The sequence below is a fragment of the Magnetospirillum sp. LM-5 genome (assembly GCF_902729445.1).
GTDB lineage: Bacteria > Pseudomonadota > Alphaproteobacteria > Rhodospirillales > Magnetospirillaceae > Magnetospirillum.
Genome location: NZ_CACVCE010000010.1, coordinates 45,309 through 62,398 on the forward strand (window position 1 = coordinate 45,309; position 17,090 = coordinate 62,398).

15 protein-coding genes, 1 tRNA gene and 1 pseudogene are annotated in these 17,090 nt (G+C 66.1%); 9 read left to right on the top strand and 8 right to left on the bottom strand.

Annotation, left to right across the window (positions count from 1 at the left end):
• Positions 1 to 21: 21 nt before the first annotated feature.
• Complete coding sequence (locus MTBLM5_RS05800; RefSeq protein ID WP_173974829.1) at positions 22 to 2,019, top strand: motility associated factor glycosyltransferase family protein; 1,998 nt, start codon at positions 22 to 24, stop codon at positions 2,017 to 2,019.
• A 27-nt stretch (positions 2,020 to 2,046) separates the two neighbouring features.
• Here the strand turns inward: MTBLM5_RS05800 and MTBLM5_RS05805 are convergent, their stop codons facing one another.
• The 5 genes from MTBLM5_RS05805 to MTBLM5_RS05825 form a co-directional block, all read right to left on the bottom strand.
• Positions 2,047 to 4,092 (bottom strand): aminotransferase class III-fold pyridoxal phosphate-dependent enzyme, encoded by a 2,046-nt coding sequence (locus tag MTBLM5_RS05805; protein WP_173974830.1) that lies wholly within the window; start codon positions 4,090 to 4,092, stop codon positions 2,047 to 2,049.
• Positions 4,089 to 5,045, bottom strand: coding sequence for a Gfo/Idh/MocA family protein (locus MTBLM5_RS05810; RefSeq protein ID WP_173974831.1), 957 nt, complete (start codon positions 5,043 to 5,045; stop codon positions 4,089 to 4,091). The genes MTBLM5_RS05805 and MTBLM5_RS05810 overlap by 4 nt, the downstream gene beginning before the upstream one ends.
• A complete protein-coding gene (pseC, locus tag MTBLM5_RS05815) occupies positions 5,042 to 6,253 on the bottom strand; it encodes a UDP-4-amino-4,6-dideoxy-N-acetyl-beta-L-altrosamine transaminase (protein ID WP_173974832.1) in 1,212 nt (403 codons plus the stop codon). Before pseC ends, MTBLM5_RS05810 begins: the two co-directional genes overlap by 4 nt.
• Entirely contained in the window at positions 6,250 to 7,281 is a 1,032-nt protein-coding gene (gene pseB / locus MTBLM5_RS05820) for a UDP-N-acetylglucosamine 4,6-dehydratase (inverting) (RefSeq protein WP_254430925.1), read from the bottom strand. The genes pseC and pseB overlap by 4 nt, the downstream gene beginning before the upstream one ends.
• A 344-nt stretch (positions 7,282 to 7,625) precedes the next feature.
• A complete protein-coding gene (locus tag MTBLM5_RS05825) occupies positions 7,626 to 8,624 on the bottom strand; it encodes a hypothetical protein (protein WP_173974833.1) in 999 nt (332 codons plus the stop codon).
• 253 nt (positions 8,625 to 8,877) lie between these two features.
• Between MTBLM5_RS05825 and MTBLM5_RS05830 the strand changes: the two genes are divergently transcribed.
• The gene (locus MTBLM5_RS05830) at positions 8,878 to 9,567 is read left to right on the top strand and encodes a hypothetical protein (RefSeq protein WP_173974834.1); all 690 of its coding nucleotides are present in this window, start codon (positions 8,878 to 8,880) and stop codon (positions 9,565 to 9,567) included.
• Here the strand turns inward: MTBLM5_RS05830 and pseI are convergent, their stop codons facing one another.
• Together pseI and MTBLM5_RS05840 are read right to left on the bottom strand one after the other, a co-directional pair.
• On the bottom strand, positions 9,568 to 10,641 hold the full coding sequence (gene pseI / locus MTBLM5_RS05835) for a pseudaminic acid synthase (protein ID WP_173974835.1): 1,074 nt from the start codon (positions 10,639 to 10,641) through the stop codon (positions 9,568 to 9,570).
• A gap of 45 nt (positions 10,642 to 10,686) precedes the next feature.
• Positions 10,687 to 11,337 (bottom strand): HAD family phosphatase, encoded by a 651-nt coding sequence (locus tag MTBLM5_RS05840; protein ID WP_173974836.1) that lies wholly within the window; start codon positions 11,335 to 11,337, stop codon positions 10,687 to 10,689.
• Between the two features lie 102 nt (positions 11,338 to 11,439).
• On the opposite strand from MTBLM5_RS05840, the gene MTBLM5_RS05845 reads away from it, so the two are divergent.
• From MTBLM5_RS05845 to MTBLM5_RS05870, 6 genes are all read left to right on the top strand, one after another.
• A complete protein-coding gene (locus tag MTBLM5_RS05845) occupies positions 11,440 to 11,721 on the top strand; it encodes a hypothetical protein (RefSeq protein ID WP_173974837.1) in 282 nt (93 codons plus the stop codon).
• A gap of 74 nt (positions 11,722 to 11,795) precedes the next feature.
• The gene (locus MTBLM5_RS05850) at positions 11,796 to 12,572 is read left to right on the top strand and encodes a DUF2189 domain-containing protein (protein ID WP_173974838.1); all 777 of its coding nucleotides are present in this window, start codon (positions 11,796 to 11,798) and stop codon (positions 12,570 to 12,572) included.
• Between the two features lie 68 nt (positions 12,573 to 12,640).
• The gene (locus MTBLM5_RS05855; protein ID WP_173974839.1) at positions 12,641 to 13,423 is read left to right on the top strand and encodes an enoyl-CoA hydratase-related protein; all 783 of its coding nucleotides are present in this window, start codon (positions 12,641 to 12,643) and stop codon (positions 13,421 to 13,423) included.
• A gap of 17 nt (positions 13,424 to 13,440) precedes the next feature.
• Positions 13,441 to 14,553 (top strand): CaiB/BaiF CoA-transferase family protein, encoded by a 1,113-nt coding sequence (locus tag MTBLM5_RS05860; protein ID WP_173974840.1) that lies wholly within the window; start codon positions 13,441 to 13,443, stop codon positions 14,551 to 14,553.
• The gene (gene cobD, locus MTBLM5_RS05865) at positions 14,544 to 15,509 is read left to right on the top strand and encodes a threonine-phosphate decarboxylase CobD (RefSeq protein ID WP_173974841.1); all 966 of its coding nucleotides are present in this window, start codon (positions 14,544 to 14,546) and stop codon (positions 15,507 to 15,509) included. The genes MTBLM5_RS05860 and cobD overlap by 10 nt, the downstream gene beginning before the upstream one ends.
• Positions 15,506 to 16,204 carry an HAD family hydrolase gene (locus MTBLM5_RS05870; protein WP_173974842.1) on the top strand — a complete coding sequence of 233 codons (699 nt, stop codon included), beginning with the start codon at positions 15,506 to 15,508 and terminating at the stop codon, positions 16,202 to 16,204. The genes cobD and MTBLM5_RS05870 overlap by 4 nt, the downstream gene beginning before the upstream one ends.
• 19 nt (positions 16,205 to 16,223) lie before the next feature.
• Here MTBLM5_RS05870 and MTBLM5_RS05875 read toward each other — a convergent pair.
• A tRNA-His gene (locus MTBLM5_RS05875) sits at positions 16,224 to 16,300 on the bottom strand.
• 142 nt (positions 16,301 to 16,442) lie between these two features.
• On the opposite strand from MTBLM5_RS05875, the pseudogene MTBLM5_RS05880 reads away from it, so the two are divergent.
• Positions 16,443 to 17,090: pseudogene (locus MTBLM5_RS05880) on the top strand (flagellar motor protein MotA); the annotation flags it as partial.

Here is a 17,090-nt window from a genome sequence, read left to right on the forward strand (position 1 = left end):
AGGGGGGGGGCAGGAATGCCGGTGGGTGATCGTTACGCCGCCAATGTCGCTTTTCTGGGCGAGACCTATCCGGATCTCGCCCGCCGGCTGACCGGAGACACCGGGCCGATCCGGCCGATCCTGACCGATGGCGTTCCCACCGACATCCAGATCGTCGATCAGCGCCTTTATAATGGCGATGCCCGCGACATCGTGGTCACCCAGGTCCAGTCCTTCCTGGCCAAGCCCGCCCGCGTCGGCTACGACGCCAATTCCTTCAGTTCCGACAGCCTGGTGTCGCGCGCGTCCTATATCAATTTGCGTCGCGCCATGGCCATGCACAATCTCGACGTCATCCCGGCGGCGCCGGTGGTCCGTACCGGCTTCATGCTGATCTTCGGCATCGGGCTGGGCTACCACCTCAAGTCGCTGATCGAGGCGGTCGATGTCGAGCATGTGGTCATCGCCGAAGTGGTCGGCGAGTTCCTTGATATGTCCTGCCACGCCATCGACTGGCAGGAAATTCATCAATTGTGTGAAGCGCGCAAGACCAAGCTTCATATATTCGTCGCCGAGCAGCCCGGGCGTCTGGCCGGCGAGATCGGCGCGCTGATCACCGAAGTCGGAACCGTCTTGCTGGATGGCGTCTATTGCTTCCGCCATTACCCGCTATGGGCGCTGGACGAAGCCTATCGCCGCACCGTCAACGAATTTCCCCGCCACATCATGGCGCGCGGATATTACGAAGACGAACGCAAGATGATCCGCAACGCCATCACCAACCTGCACAAATGCGACTATTACCTGGTCGAGGGCTCGTTCCGCCCCCGCACCGACGTTCCGGCCTTCATCATCGCCTCGGGCCCGTCGGTGGACGAGGCCATCGCCACCGTCAAGGAATGGCGCGACCATGCGGTGGTGTTCTCGTGCGGCTCGTCGCTGCAGATCTGCCTGAAGCACGGCATCATCCCCGATTACCATGTCGAGCTGGAAAACGTGGTTGCGGTGAAGGACTTCCTGGATCACATCCTGGAAAAGAACCGGCACCTGTTTCCCGGCGACAAGTTCGACGGCATCAAGCTGATCGCCTCGGTGACCGTCAATCCCCGGGTGATGGCCTTTTTCGACGAGGCTTATTTCTTTTTCCGCGACAGCTCGGTCTCGACCAAATGTCTGGCCGAGGGCATCCCGATCATGTCGGCGGTGGGTCCCAACGTGTCGAACACCGCGGTCGCGGTGGCGGCGCGACTGGGCTTCGGCGAGATGTATTTCTTCGGCTTCGACTGCGGCTGGCGCGATTCCAAGACGCACCATTCCAAGGACACCGCCTATTACACCGCCGAAAAGCACAAGGTCGAGGAAGCGAAGGCCACCATCACGGTGCCGGGCAATTTCGGCGGCGAGGTGGAAACCGACACCACCCTGGATTGGAGCCGCGACATGATCGAGCAGAAGCTTAGGGGCTTCTCGATCAAGGCGTTCAATTGCTCGGACGGGGCCCTGATCGAAGGCGCTCTGCCGCTGGTGCCCGAGGGGCTGGTGCTCAAGGGGCCGGTTCTCGATCGTGCGGCGATCTTGGCCTCGATTCGGGACAATTCCCGCCTTTTCAAGGCCGGCGAGTTCCTTGAGCGCTTCGACATGGCCGATTTCGTGGCCGAGGTGGACGCGTTCAGCGAGGCGATCCTGGCGCTGATCGACCGCGCCAAGGCCGAGAAGCTGAGCTTCATGGACTTCCATGGATTGGTGTGGCCGTTGGTGCGCGACCTGCACAAAAGCCCGGATTACCGGCGTATCGGCTCGATGTTCGCCTGTTCGACCATGGCGATGATGAAGCTGGCCTGCTTCTTCCTCAACCGGGTCGAGGACCCGGCGACCCGCGAAGCCGTCACGCTGCAATTCTACGACGATTTCAAGGCCCTGCACGAAGAGATGCTGGTCGATGGCCGTCAGGTGATGGACGAAGCCCGCATCATGGTCGAAGGCGGCCCCGAGCCGGAATGGACCAAGGGCCTGCAGACCGTCGAGGGCACGACCTATTGACGCGTGAAAGCGCGACGAGCCCCGCCGTCACCGCACCTTGAAGATCGGCTCGACCGCCTTGCAGGGCAGGCGCTCTTCCAGCTTGCCGGTGGCCAATTCCTCGGCGAGGCGGCCGAAGGCCGTGTCATAGGCGCGCAGCACCACGCCCAGATCGTCCTCGGTGTGGGCAAAGCACAGATTGTGGCTGGCCAGCAGCAGCACGCCGTTCTGCATCACATGGTACGAGAACAAGGTCTTCATGGCCTCGACCCGCGCCTGGGGATGCGGCTTGAAGGCGAAAATCTTCCACGGCGCCTTGCCGACCATCGACACCACGTCCGACAGGCCGTGCTTGGCGGCCAGCGCTTCGGTCTCGGTGGCCAGAAGGTCGCCCATCTGCCACAGACGCTCGATCACCGGCTGGGATTTCATCTTGTCGATCACCGCGATCGACGCGGCCAGCGACAAGGTCTCGCCGCCGAAAGTGCCCGAGAAGAAGATGTTCTCCATCTCGTGCAGAATGTCGGCGCGGCCGACCACCGCCGAGATGGGCATGCCGTTGCCCATGGCCTTGCCGAACGAGGCAAGGTCGGGGGTGACGCCGAACAAGGCCTGGGCGCCGCCCAGGGCATAGCGGAAGCCCGTGATCACCTCGTCGAAGACCAACAGCGCGCCGTGGGCGTGGACGATGTCCTTGACCTGTTGCAGATAGCCAGGCGCGGGCTCGACCGCGTTCATCGGCTCCATGATCAGGGCGGCGATTTCGCCGGGATGGGCCTTGAACAGGGCCTGCAGGGCGTCCAGGTCGCCATAGGGCGCCATGTGGGTCAGTTCGCGTACGGCGCCGGGCACGCCCTTGTTGCGGACGGTGGCGCCGATATACCAATCCTGCCAGCCGTGATAGCCGCAGGCGATCACCCGGTCGCGGCCGGTGAAGGCGCGGGCCAGGCGGATGGCGGCGCTGGTGGCGTCGGTGCCGTTCTTGCCGAACCGCACCGCTTCGGCGCAGGGGATGATCTCGACCAGGCGCTCGGCCAGTTCGGTTTCCAGTTCGGTGGCCAGACTTAAGGAAATGCCGTTGTTCAATTGGCTGCGGATGGCCTGATCGACGTCGGGGTCCTGATAACCCAGCACCACCGGCAAAAGCCCGGACACCAGATCGACATAGCAATTGCCGTCCACGTCCCACACCCGGCCGCCCTGGCCGTGGGTCAGGAACATCGGGGCGCCGGCCGGATACTGGATGTGGCTCTTGGAAAAGGTCTGGCTGCCCAGCGGGATGACCTTTTCCGCCCGCTTCAGCAACTCGCCCGAGACCTTGGCGCCCCGCCAGGCCGGAGCCTTCTCGGCCCGCAGCGTCTTGGCGAAGCCGGCATTGCGGACGATCTTGCGGTTGATATCGCGTAGGTCCGGGTTGGCTTCCAACACCGCCCACACCTCCATCCATGAAGGCGGGGTGGCCTTGGCCGGCAGGCGGGCCAGGACGGCGGAAAGGAACTCGAAATCCTTATCCTCGTCCAGGGTCCAGCGCTCGGCCTGCAGGCCGGGCAGCGGCGCGATGACGCATTCCTGGCGGAAACGGTGGCGGTTATCGCGCAGGAACGGCGTGACGTGTTCGCGCTCCATCGGGCGATTGGCTTCGGCGGCGGCCGCTTCCAGCGCGGCCCGGGTGAACACTTCGCAATCCAGGCCATCGGGCCAGGTGGCGGGCGCGATATTGCTGGCATAATCGAGTTTGCGGGCTGCGCGCAGCGCCACCACCGAGCCCGCCACCCACGGGTCGAGCAGCGGGCAATCGCCGGTCAGGCGGATGATGATGTCGGCCTGCTCGGCGCGGGCGGCCAGCAGGAAGCGGTCCAGCACGTCCTCTTCCGAGCCGCGATGGCAGGGCACGCCATGGGCGGTACACCAGGCGGCCAGCGCATCGTCGGCCGGCTGGTCGGTGGTGGCGACCACTGCCCGGTCGATGCCGGGGATGGCCTGGGCGGCGGCGACCACATGGGCGATGACCGGCTTGCCGGCCAGGTCCATCAGGGCCTTGCCGGGCAGACGGGTCGAGGATTGGCGGGCCTGGATGATGGCGATGGTCTTCATGACGGCAATCCTGCGATGCGGCGGGCGGTGATCAAGCGGTCAAGGACGTCCAGCGCCTCGCGGCCGGGGCACGAGGGCTGGGCCTCGCCCCGGCAGCAGGCCAGGAACGATGTCATTTCGTCCAGGTAATCGTCGGCATAGGCGCCGGGGAATTGGTGCTCGGCCAGGGCGACGCCGTCGCCACGGACGATGCTCATCTTGCGGGCATCAAGGTCCAGATGCATCGCCGCCTCGGTGCCATAGACCAGGGTGTGGCGGCGCCGCGGCCGGCTGACGAAATCCACATGGACCAGCGATTGGGCGCCGCCGGGATGGACCAGCACCATGTCGGCCAGGTCCTCGGATTCCAGTCCCAGGGTGCCGGTATGGGCGGCGACACAGGCCTTGACCTCGGGCACCCCCAGCAGGAAGGCGGCCAGGTCGAATTCGTGGACGATGTCGAAGATGACGCCGCCGGTCCTGGGGTCGTTGGCATAGCCCTGGCGGAAATCGGTGCCGGGCCGCCAATGGGGCAAATAGTCGGCCAGTTCCAGCCTGGCCCACAGCGGTCGGCCCAGATGGCCCTCGCGGATGGCGCGGTGGGCCTGCAGCACCGCCGGATGGTGGCGCAAATTGAAGCCGACGGCGACCACCTTGCCGGATTCCTCGGCCTGGTCCAGCAGGGCGGCCAGGCCTTCGGTGGTGTGGGCCAGCGGTTTTTCGACGAACAGATGGCAACCGGCATCCAGGCCGGCTCGCATGTCCTCGAAATGGCGCCCCGACGGCGAGGCGATCACCGCGGCGGTGGCGGCGGCCAGCGCCTCGTCGCGATGAACCGCCGGCAGGCCGCCTTCGGCCGCCAGCATCGAACGGCGTTCCTCGGACGGGTCATAGCCGATCACCCGGACGCCCAGCGACAGCAGGTTGCGGGCATGGCGCAGCCCGATCGAGCCCAGGCCCAGGACGGCGATCACGACGTACCCCCCAGGATGCGCGCCAGCGACGAAACCACCCGCGCGACGTCGTCGTCGGTCATGCCGACGAACAGCGGCAGGGTCAGGCAGCCGGAATAATAGGCATCGGCCCCGGGCAGGGACAGCAGGCCGGTGCGCTGGCGGTAATAGGGCTGGCGGTGGACCGGCAGGTAATGGACCTGGGTGCCGATGCCGTCGGCGGCCAGGGCCCGCATCACCTGGGCCCGGCTGGTGCCGGCGGCGGCGAAATCGATATGGACCACCTGGATGTGCCAGGACGGCTTCGACCATGGCACCTCGGGCAGCAAACGAACCAGTGGGGCGAGGCCGGCCAAGCGCTGCTGGTACAGCCCGTGCAGGCGGGCGCGTTCGGCCGTGAAACGGTCCAACTTGGCCAACTGGCTGCGGCCCAGGGCGCAATTGATGTCGCTGGCCCGGTAATTGAACCCGGGCGCAGCCATTTCGTAATACCAGGGATTGGCCTGGCCGTCGGAATCGAAGGCCTGGTCGGGGCACAGGAAGGCGCCGGCATCCTTGCTCATGCCGTGGCTGCGCAAGAGCTTAAGCCGGGCCGCCAATGGCTCGTCGCGGGTGGTGACGGCGCCGCCTTCGCCCATCGCCACGGTCTTGACCGGGTGGAACGAAAACACCGCCATGGTCGATTGCCGGCAGCTGCCCGCCGCATCCCAATCGGTGCCGCGGCGCTGACGGGCGCCCAGGGCGTGGCAGCCATCCTCGATCACCGCCAGATTGTGACGTGCGACCAAGGGCGCCATCGCTTCCAGATCGACGCACTGTCCGTTCAGATGCACCGGCAGCACGGCGCGGGGGGTCAGCGAGCCCACCCGCGACAAGGCCTGTTCCAGGTGGTCCGGCCCCATCAATCCGGTGACGGGATCGACATCGGCGAACACCACCTCGGCCCCGACATAGCGGGCGCAATTGGCGGTGGCCAGGAAGGTCAGGCTGGGTACGATGGCGGCGTCGCCCGGCCCCAGCCCCATGGCCAGCGCGGCCAGATGCAGGGCAGCGGTGCCGTTGGCGCAGGCTACCGCGTGGGGGGCGTCGCAGCGGGCCGCCAGATCGGCCTCGAAGGCGGCGACCTCGGGGCCGGTGGTCAGGAAATCACCCTGCAGCACTCTGGCGACGGCGGCCAGATCGTCATCCTCGATCAGCTGCCGCCCATAGGGCAGGAATGGCGGGCTCATACCATCATGCGGCTGATCATTCCCAGCAGCTCGCCCTCACTCAGCCACCAATCGTTGGAATCGCTGGCATAGCGGAAGCCTTCAGCGACCGGCTTGCCGCCGGCGGCCGGGGCGTCGGTCTCGACGAACCGCATGATCGGCTGGATCACGAAATGGTCGTCATATTCGAAGGCGGTGCGGGATTCTTCCTCGGCGATCATCACTTCGTGCAGCTTTTCGCCCGGGCGGATGCCGATCACCCGGTGCGGCAGGTTCGGACCCAGGCACTTGGCCAGGTCGGTGATGCGCATCGACGGGATCTTGGGGATGAAGATTTCACCGCCGGTCATCAGATCATAGGACGACAGCACGAAATCGACGCCCTGCTGCAGGGTGATCCAGAAACGGGTCATGCGGTCGTCGGTGATCGGCAGATGGTCGGTGCCCTGCTTGATCAGGCTTTGATAAAGCGGCACCACCGACCCGCGCGAGCCGACCACGTTGCCGTAGCGCACCACCGAGAAGCGGGTGCGCGAGGTGCCACGCAGATTGTTGGCGGCAACGAAGACCTTCTCGGCGGCCAGCTTGCTGGCGCCGTACAGGTTGACCGGGTTGACCGCCTTGTCGGTGGACAGCGCGATCACCGCCTCGATGTCGTTGTTGAGCGCGGCCCACACCAAATTCTCGGCGCCCCAGACATTGGTGTGCAGGCATTCGGTGGGGTTGTACTCGGCCACCGGCACATGCTTCAGCGCCGCCGCGTGGATGACGATATCGACGCCGCGCAGCGCCATCATCAGCCGTTCGCGGTCGCGGACGTCGCCGATGAAATAGCGGATGGCGGGATAGCGGCTTTCCGGGAATTCGCGCGCCATCTCGTATTGCTTCAACTCATCGCGCGAGAAGATGATCAGGCGGCGGACGTCATAGCGTTCCAGGACGGTGCGGGCGAATTGGTGGCCGAACGAGCCGGTGCCGCCGGTCACCAGGATGGACTTGCCCTTGAGCTTGTCGCCGAGGTCACGGCGGAAGGTATTGAGAATCGGCACCGGTCATCCCCTGTTGTTCGTGAAAAAGTCCCTCGGCTTCGCCTCGGTGTACTTTTCCCCGATTTTGTTGGGTAAACCCGTGCTCAAGCAAGCTCTCCGCGCGGGTTTTGGTCTTTTCCCGCCTTTAGGCGGCCGTCAAACATGAAAAATAGGCGCAGGGCCGCCCCAAGCCTATTTTTCTCCTTTTGAATCAACGTGCAAAAGTACACTGAGCGAAGCGAAGGACTTTTTCACGAGTGACTCCCCCTACGGGTCATGGAAAACGGGCGGTGGTGCGTCCTGCGCATCCTCCCGCCCGCGAATCCTGGCTGTCAAAGCATTAAGATTTCCCTGCGTCCAGGCCGTCAATAGCCATAGGCCTGATACATGATGTCGGTCATGGACTGCTTCTTGACGCCCCAGTCGGTCATCAACAACTGCTGGATCAAGGTCGAGGCGGTGCCCTGGGTCAGGGCCAGCGAATTGTTGAGGAAGCCAAAGCGCGCCTTGGCGGCCTTGATTTCCGCCTGCTTGGCATCAAGGTTCTCTTCGGCGACGGCGGCGAACTGCTTGTTCAGTTCATCGACCTCGGCCTTCATGGTGGTGCGGGCGGCGGACAGGCCGGCCTCGTCGTTCAGGAATGCGCGCTCGGCCCGAGAGACCACCAGATGGGCGGCCGAGATGTCGGTGGCGGCCCGGTCCTTGTCGGCCTGGGTGGCGAAATTGTTGTAAAGCCAGGCGTTCAGCACGGTTCCGCCGCCGCGCGTCAGCGTGCCGGTATAATCGACGCCGGCTCCGCCATCGTCATAATGGAAGGTGATGGCCCCGGTCCCGGTGTCGAGCGAGGTCACCGACAATTTCGAGAATTCCAGGCTGGTCCCGTCATCGGCTTCCATCGCATAGGTCTTGATGCTGGGATTGAGCCGTTTGCCGTCGGACAGTTCGATCGAGTAATCGTTGCCGATGAACTTGCGATCGACCGAGATCACCGTGCCGTGGCCGCCATCGACCTGATCGACCCGATCGGACCATTGCCCCAATCCGTTGGTCGGATTGGCGATCAGGCTGTCGGGCTGGTGATAGCGCACGCCGGCATATTGGTTGAGGGTGCTGAAATTGTGGTCGAATGCCTCGTAGGCCGCGGAATCGGCGTTGGTCCGCATGTAGATCAATTCGTCGCGGATGTCGTCGACCTTCTTCAGCGCGGTCTGAGCGCGCGACAGATAGTCCGAGACGTTGATCGCCTTTTCGCTCAACTTCTCGACTTGCCGCTCGATGTCGCTTTCCTTCGAGCCGTCGTACTTCTCGTTGATGCGGCGTATTTCCTCTTCCATACGCAGCGCCGAGCCGAGCTTGAGATTCAAGCGCGCGCGATCAGCCATGCTCTGGTAGAGAGAGAATTGTACCGAGTTCCCAGCCATTCTGCACCTCCTCGTCCCGCAGCGGGTGACGAGATCGACAATTCTGTCGAAGATTGCTCCTATCCAAAGCCTAGCACGGGGGCAGGGCGATCGCCAGGGGAATCTTGGGGGTGGCCTTGTGTCTAGGTCCCTGATTGTGTTAATATTTTCTTCATCGGGTCGGTAGAATTCCGGCCTCCCCATGGCTGAAACGCTCATGATCAGCGGGATTGGATACGGACAGGGGCTCGTCAGTCGGCCGGTCGGCGTGTTGGACGCCGCGGCGAGCGCTGGGCTGCGCCGGTTCAACCAGGGCGTCAGCGGCCTGTCCGGCACCTCGTCCCAGGCCCCTGTCGGGCTTAATCTGGGCGAGGGGCGGCTGGCCTTGTCGGCCGCCGTCGGTGGCGCCGACACCGTCATTACCGAACTGACCAACCTGAAGGACACCGTCGAGAAGGCCCGGGGCCTGTCGGTGCCCAGCTATCGCGGCGACACCAATGTTTTCGCCCTGCAGGCCGAGGCCGACCAGACGGCCGCCAATATCGATCAGGCGGTGGATTTGTCGTCGGCGGGCGGCACCAACCTGATCGGCACCCCCACCACCAATGTCCGCATCAGTTCGCCCAACGGCACCATCGCGGTGACGGTGCAGCCGCTGACCGCCCGCGAACTGGGGGTGTCGCAGCTGGATCTGACCACCGAGTCCGGAATCGAGGCGGCCTTGTCGACGGTCCAGGCGGCGCTGACGACGGCGACCTCGCGGCGCGAGCTGCTGGCGGCGGTGTCCGACGAACTGGGCAACAGCCAGCGCTTCACCGCCCGGCTGGCCAGCTCGCTCAACGAATTGTCCAGGTCGGCCACCGGTACTTATCTGAAGACCGGGGCGTCGCTGGACATCCGCGCCTGATCATCCCGCCTTCGAACTGACCATGTCCCAATCCATCGGCTCGCCGCGCTTGATGGCGCGCCGGGCGGTGCGGCCCAGGATGTCGGGCAGGTATTTGGGCTTGAGGCCGAAGCCCGGCCGGATCGAGCGGACCTTGGCCTCGGTCAGCACCTCGCCGGCGGCGATGTCGGCGACGGCGTAAAGCGAGCGGCGGAACTGGCGCAGGCCGGTTTCCGACGCCTCGACGTCATAGGTGACGCGGCCCAGCGCTTCCCAGGCGGCCCGCGTGCCGCGCACCAGTTCGGCCAGTTCGGCCGGTTCCAGCGAGAAGGCGGCGTCGGGGCCGCCATCGGCGCGGGCCAGGGTGACGTGCTTTTCGATCACGGTAGCCCCCAGCGCCACGGCGGCCACCGACACGGCGACGCCCATGGTGTGGTCGGACAGGCCGGCCTGGACCCCGAAGGCGGCGGCCAGGTGGGGCAGGGTGCGCAGGTTGGCGTCGGCCGGCGGCGTCGGGTATCCCGACACGCAATGCAGCAAGATCAGGTCGTAGCAGCCGTTGTTGCGGGCGGTGGCGACCGCTTCCTCGATCTCGCCCAGGCCGGCCATGCCGGTGGACATGATCATCGGCTTGCCGGTGGCGGCCATGCGGGCGATCAGCGGCAGATCGACCAGCTCGAACGACGCCACCTTGTAGGCCGGGGTGTTCAGGCTTTCCAACAGGTCGATGGCGGTGGGGTCGAAGGGCGTGGAAAAGACGGCAAGCCCCAACTCGGCCCCCTTGGCGAACAGGGCCGGGTGCCAGTCCCATGGGGTCTGGGCTTCCTGGTAAAGGTCGTGCAGCGTGCGCCCGTCCCACAGGCCGCCCTGGATGACGAAGCTGGGATCGTCATGGGCGATGGTGATGGTGTCTGCGGTATAGGTTTGAAGCTTGACCGCGTCGGCGCCCGCCGCCTTGGCCTCCTCCATCATTTTGAAGGCGCGGTTGATGTCGCCCATGTGGTTGGCCGACAGTTCGGCGATGACATAGGGCGGATGGGTCGCGCCGATCAGGCGGCCGGCGATGGCAATGGCCTCGGGAACATGGGGCAGCATGCGGCTCCTTTCAGGCGGGCGGGCGTTCGGCGCGGATGATTATCGTCATGGCTGCGACCGGCTGACCAGCAAATCCCGCACCTCGGCCAGCGAGGCCAGGCGCCGCGCCCCATCGGGCAGCGGCTGGTGGCTGCCGACCAGGCAGGTGGGGATGGAAGCGGCCAGGGCGGCCATGGCGCCGGCGGGCGAATCCTCGACCGCCAGCGAGTCCCCGGCGGCCGCGCCGGTCAGGGCCAGGCCGGCCAGATAGGGGTCGGGATGGGGCTTGCCGCGGGCGACGTCGTCGCCGCCCACCACCAGCGGCACCAGGGGCGCCAGGCCCGAGCGGGCCAGCCATTCCCGGGCCATGGCGCGCCCGGCCGAGGTGACCAGGCAGCAGCGCCAGTGACGGGCGTGGGCCTCGTCCAGCAATTCGCGGGCGCCGTCCATGGCCCGCACGTTGGGATATTCCTCGTCCAGGATGTCCAGCCAGCGGCGATGGATGGCGGCGGCCTCGAGCCCCAGCCCGTGGCGGGCCACCAGGATCTTGGCGCATTGCCACAAGGGCGGACCGTTCAGGCTGTCGAAGGCCTGGTCGGTGTCGGGCAGGCCCAGTTCGGCCATCAGACGGGCGAACACCAAGCGCATGATGCCCAGACTGTCGGCCAGGGTGCCGTCCATGTCGAGAAGCAGGGCGCGGGGCGGGGTGTGATTCATGTCGCGATTGAACCAGCCGGGGCAATCGGGCGCAAGCGCTTCCCGCGCGTGACTTTCGCCCGCGCTGTCGGTTATAAGGCGGCACCCGCCAAGGAGGTTCCGATGGAAAACCGCGAGATGTTCGACGAGATCAACGCCCTGATCGGCGCCATCGCCAAGGCGTTCGACACCAGCGAGATCGACGTGGTCACCGCCATCGAGCAGGGCCGCCTGGGCATGGAGATGCTGGCCGACGACCAGGGCCGCAACTACATCGCCGCCACCTTGGACGAGCGGGTCGCCCGCATCTACCAGGGCGCCATCTTCCGCCCCGACGACCAGCCCGAGGCCGAAGCCGAGGACAAGGACGAGGATTGCGGCGGCGGGTGCACCTGCGGAAAGTAGGGCCACCCCTTTAATCCCGGCTGTGCGCTTCCCAACTCTTCTGCAAAGGGGAAATCCCGCAGGGAGGACGTGCCATGATCAGCGCCAGCGATACCCATTCGACCGACGGCATTCATCTGAAAGCGGTGACGCTTGACCATCCATGGCGGTGGCTGTCCGCCGGCTGGCTGGATATGTGCACCGTGCCGGGGGTCAGCTATCTTTACGGCGGTGTCTTCACCGCCATCGGCTTCCTGCTGCTGTTCTTCCTGGATCAGATCGAGATGGCCTATCTGATCCTGCCGCTGGCCTTCGGCTTCGCCCTGGTCGGCCCGGTGGCGGCCGTCGGTCTGTACGAGGTCAGCCGCCGCCTGACGGTGGGGCAGAATGTCAGTCTGGGCGACGCCATTGGCGCCTTGCGGCGCAACGGCAGTCAGATCGCCCTGGTCGGCATGTTCCTGCTGATCGCCTTCCTGGCCTGGGTGCGGCTGGCGATGCTGGAATTCATGCTGTTCTTCGGCTCGGCCCCGCCCTCGCTGGACCATCTGGTCGATGCCATCATGCTGTCGCCGCAAAGCGTTCCGTTCCTGGTGGTCGGCACCGTGACCGGCGGCGCGCTGGCCTTGGCGGTGTTCGCCATGACCGCCATCGCCATCCCCATGCTGATCGATCGCCCCGAATGCGATGCCATGACCGCCATGCTGACCAGCCTGGACACGGTGCGGCACAATTTCCGGCCGATGATGCTGTGGGCCGGGCTGATCGCCTTCTTCACCCTGTTCGGCCTGTCCTTGTTCTTCGTAGGCCTGGTGGTGACCCTGCCGCTGGTCGGCCATGCCAGTTGGCACGCTTACCGGGATCTGGTGGAGTAGCGTTTGGTCGGGCATGACAATTACCCCGGAACACGGCATCCTGCCGGAAACGGCAACGGGGAAACGTCATGGAGAACGGATTGCTTGTGAAGGTCGAGGGCGCGGTCGCCACCCTAAGGCTGACCCGCCCGCAGGTCCATAACGCCCTGGACGATTCCCTGATCGCCAACCTGACCCAGGCCTTCCAGAAGCTGGGCGTCGCCGAAGCGGTGCGCGTCATCGTTCTGGAAGCCGAGGGCAGAAGCTTCTGCGCCGGTCTGGATGTCAGCTGGGTCAAGCGTGGCGCCGACCAGTCCCGCGAAGATGGCCAGCGCGACGCCATGCAATTGGCGGTGATGGTCGATGCCATCGACCGCTGCCCCAAGCCGGTGATCGCCTTGGTTCAAGGGGCCGCCCTGGGCGGCGGCGTCGGTCTGGTGGCCGCCGCCGACATCGCCATCGCCGCCGAGGAAGCCAGCTTCGCCCTGACCGAGGTCCGCCTGGGCCTGGAAGCCACCATCATCGGGCCGCAGGTGATCGCCGCCATGGGGGCCAGGGCCAGCCGCCGCTATTGGCTAACCGGCGAGCGCTTCGACGCGCGCGAGGCCTTCCATACCGGCCTGGTCCACGCCGTGGTGGCCGCCGACAAGCTGGCCGAGGCGCGTGACCGCATCGTCGAATCCTGCCTGAAGGGGGCGCCGGCCGCCATCGCCGGCTCGAAGGAAGCCATCCGCCTGTTGTCGGAAGCCGAGACCGGCCCCGATCTGATGCGGCTGATCGCGCACCGTTTCGCCGATTGCCGCCAGGGTGACGAGGCGAAGGAAGGCGTGGCCTCGTTCCTGGAAAAGCGCAAGCCCTCGTGGTCGGTCTAGGGCAGGGGGGGAACCAGATGCTTGCCGAATGTCTGCAAGGGATTCGCGTCCTTGACCTGACCCAGTACATCCCCGGTCCGTTTGCCACCCAGTGGCTGACCGACCTGGGCGCCGAGGTGGTCAAGGTCGAGCCGCCGATCGGCGACCCGATGCGGACCATGGGGCCGGTCGATGCCGACGGCACCACGCCCTTTTACAAGCTGGCCAACCGCAACAAGACCATCGTCCGTCTCGACCTCAAGACCGAAGCGGGTAAACAGGCGATGGCCGGTCTGTTGGCCAAGGCCGACGTGCTGGTCGAGGCCTATCGCCCCGGCGTGCTGACCCGGCTGGGTTTCGGCCCCGAGCGCCTGGCCGAACTGAATGCCCGCCTGATCCATTGCTCGCTGTCGGGTTATGGTCAGACCGGACCGCATGCGCCGGTGGCCGGCCATGATTTGACCTATGTGGCGCTGACCGGCGGCTTGTGGGCCAGCGGCACCGCCGACCGCCCGGTGATGACCTTCCCGCCGCTGGCCGACCATGCCGGCGCCATGCTGGCGGTGATCGGCATCCTGTCGGCCCTGGTCCGCCGGGGCGTTTCCGGCAAGGGGGCGCGGCTGGATTTGTCGCTGTCGGAAGCGGCGTTGTCGTGGATGGGCGGCGTGCTGACGGCGGCCAAGCGGTTCGGCCATGTCGGGCGCGAGGACGACATCATCAATGGCGGGGCCGGTTTCTATCGCATCTACAAGACCGCCGATTCCCGCTTCGTCGCCCTGGCGGCCATCGAGGAAAAGTTCTGGGAACGCTTCTGCATCGCCGTCGAGCGGCCGCACTGGATCACCCGTCAGTCCGAGCCGATGCCGCAAAACGAACTGATCTCGGACCTCGACGCCCTGTTTCGCAGCAAGGACCGCGATGCCTGGGTCGCATTGCTGGCCCCGGTTGATTGCTGTTTCGAGCCGGTGCTGGAACCGGCCGAAATCGCCCGTCATCCGCAATGGAAGGATCGCGGCATCGTCCAGGACGGCATCGATCGCGATAACCTGGCCGAGGTGCTGCTGCCGGTCTTCCTGGACGGCGCCCGCGCCGCTCACCGTCGCCCGTTCAAGGAAGAACCCGTCGAGGCGGTGCTGGACCTATGGCGCTAGACCTTCCCGTCCATGGCGGCGACCTGGCGGCGGCCGATTCCCGCTGGGGCAAGCCCGCCGCCGGCTGGCTGGACCTGTCGACCGGCATCAATCCCTGGCCCTATCCGGTCGGCCACCTGCCGGCCACCGCCTGGACCCGCCTGCCGGGCCAGCCCGAGGAACAGGCGGCCCGGGCCGCGGCCCGCCACGCCTTCGGCTGCCCTTCGGCCGATGTGGTGATGGCCGGCGGCAGTTCGGCGCTGATCCTGGCCTTGGCCTTCTCGCAGGCCCCATCGGCGGTCGCGGTGGTCGGCCCGACCTATGGCGAGCATGCCCGCGCCTGGTCGCTGGCCGGCCATAAAGTCACCGAGATCGATTCCTTGCCGGATGCCGGCGAGGTGGTGGTCGTGGTCAATCCCAACAATCCTGACGGCCGCCTTATCCCGCCGGCCCATCTGCGGACCCTGGCCGAACGTTGCCGCCTGCTGGTGGTCGACGAGGCCTTCGGCGAGGTCACTCCCGACCGGTCGGTGGCGGCAAGCGCGTCGGATCGTCTGGTGGTGTTGCGCTCGTTCGGCAAGTTCTATGGCCTGGCCGGTCTCAGGCTCGGATTCGCCCTGACCGGGGCCGCACTGGGGGCTCGTCTCACCGAACGGCTGGGGCCGTGGCCGGTGTCGGGCATGGCGCTGGCGGTGGCGGCCAAGGCGCTGGCCGACGATGGCTGGGCCCAGGCGACGCGGGCGCATTTGGCCAACATGGCCGACCGCCTGGACGAGGTGCTGATCCGGGCCGGTTTGAATGTGGTCGGCGGCACCAGCCTGTTCCGGCTGGCCGCCCACCCGCAGGCGGGGATGATCTATGACCGGCTGGGCCGGGCGGGCATCCTGGTCCGCGCCTTCGCTGGAAGGCCCAATCTGTTGCGGCTTGGCCTGCCCGCCACCCAGGCCGAGCTGGAGCGGCTGGGGGCGGCGTTGTGAGCGCGCTGACCCTGGCTGCCTTCGACGGCGACGACACGCTGTGGCACAACGAGCCCTTGTTCTGGGCGACCCAGCAGCGCTTCGCCGAATTGCTGGCGCCCTTCTGCCCGGCCGACCATCTGGCCGAGAAGCTGCTGGCCACCGAGATCGCCAATCTGGCCCTGTTCGGCTATGGCATCAAAGGCTTCGTGCTGTCGATGATCGAGACGGCCCTGGAGGTGTCGGGCAACCAGGTGCCCAACGCGGTGATCCAGGAATTGCTGGATCGCGGCAAGGACATGCTGGCCCATCCGGCCCATCTGCTGGACGGCGCCCGGGCCGGGCTGGACGCGGCGCGCGCCCTGGGGCTGAAGACGGTGCTGATCACCAAGGGCGACCTGTTCGACCAGGAAGGCAAGCTGGCCCGCTCAGGCCTGGCCGAATTGTTCGACGCGGTGGAAATCGTCTCGGAAAAGGACGAGGCGACCTACCGGACGCTGTTCGCTCGCCATGGCGACGGGCCGCAAAGCTCGGTGATGATCGGAAATTCGGTGCGGTCCGATATCTTGCCGGTGCTGGCGGTGGGGGCGGCGGCGATCCATGTCCCCTATGCCATGACCTGGGCCCACGAACGGGCCGAGCCGCCGACGGACCACCCCCGTTACCGCCGGCTGGACAGCCTGAACGAGCTGGGCGCCCTGTTGGGCGTTTTATAATTCATCAACAAGGGGGGAATGGGGCGAGTGATCGGATTCGAACCGACGACATCCAAGACCACAACCTGGCGCTCTAACCAACTGAGCTACACCCGCCACCGGGAAGGCCGCATGTGTACCCAAAGGGACGGGGGGTCGTCAAGGGGGAGTTTGTCCGAAGGTTGATTGCCGGCCGGCCGCCCCAATTTGGCCACAATCCGGGTCGACGGTGAACGGCCCGGATCAGGAGGCCCCGACGATGACCCGTCCAAAATCCTATCTTGCGCGCATGATGATCTTTCTGGCCCTGGTGGCGGGCGTCGCCGCCATGCTATGGCCAGGAATCCTGACCGCCTATTCGTACAATCCGGCGCTCAACGGACTGATCTTCGGCGTCTTGCTGATCGGGATCATCCTGAATCTGCGCCAGGTCGCCATGCTGGGGCCGGAAGCGGCCTGGGTTGAAAGCTGGCAGCGCGGCCAGCCGGTCACCTCGGGGCGATTGCGGCTGCTGGCGCCGATGGCGTCGATGCTGGGCGAACGGCAGGAAAGGATCAGCCTGTCGGCCATGGCCTTGCGCTCGCTGCTGGATTCCATCGCCGCCCGCCTGGACGAAAGCCGCGAACTGGCCCGCTACATGGTCGGGCTGCTGATCTTTCTGGGCCTGCTGGGCACTTTCTGGGGATTGTCGCAGACCATCGGCTCGGTCGGCGAGGTGATCCGGGCGATGGACGTGTCGGGCCAGGACCCGGCGGCGATGTTCGAGTCCTTGAAGGCCGGGCTGGAACGGCCCCTGGCCGGCATGGGGACGGCGTTTTCCACCTCGATGATCGGCCTGGCCGGGTCGCTGGTGCTGGGCTTCCTGGATCTGCAGGCGGGCCGAGCCCAGAACACCTTCTATAGGGCA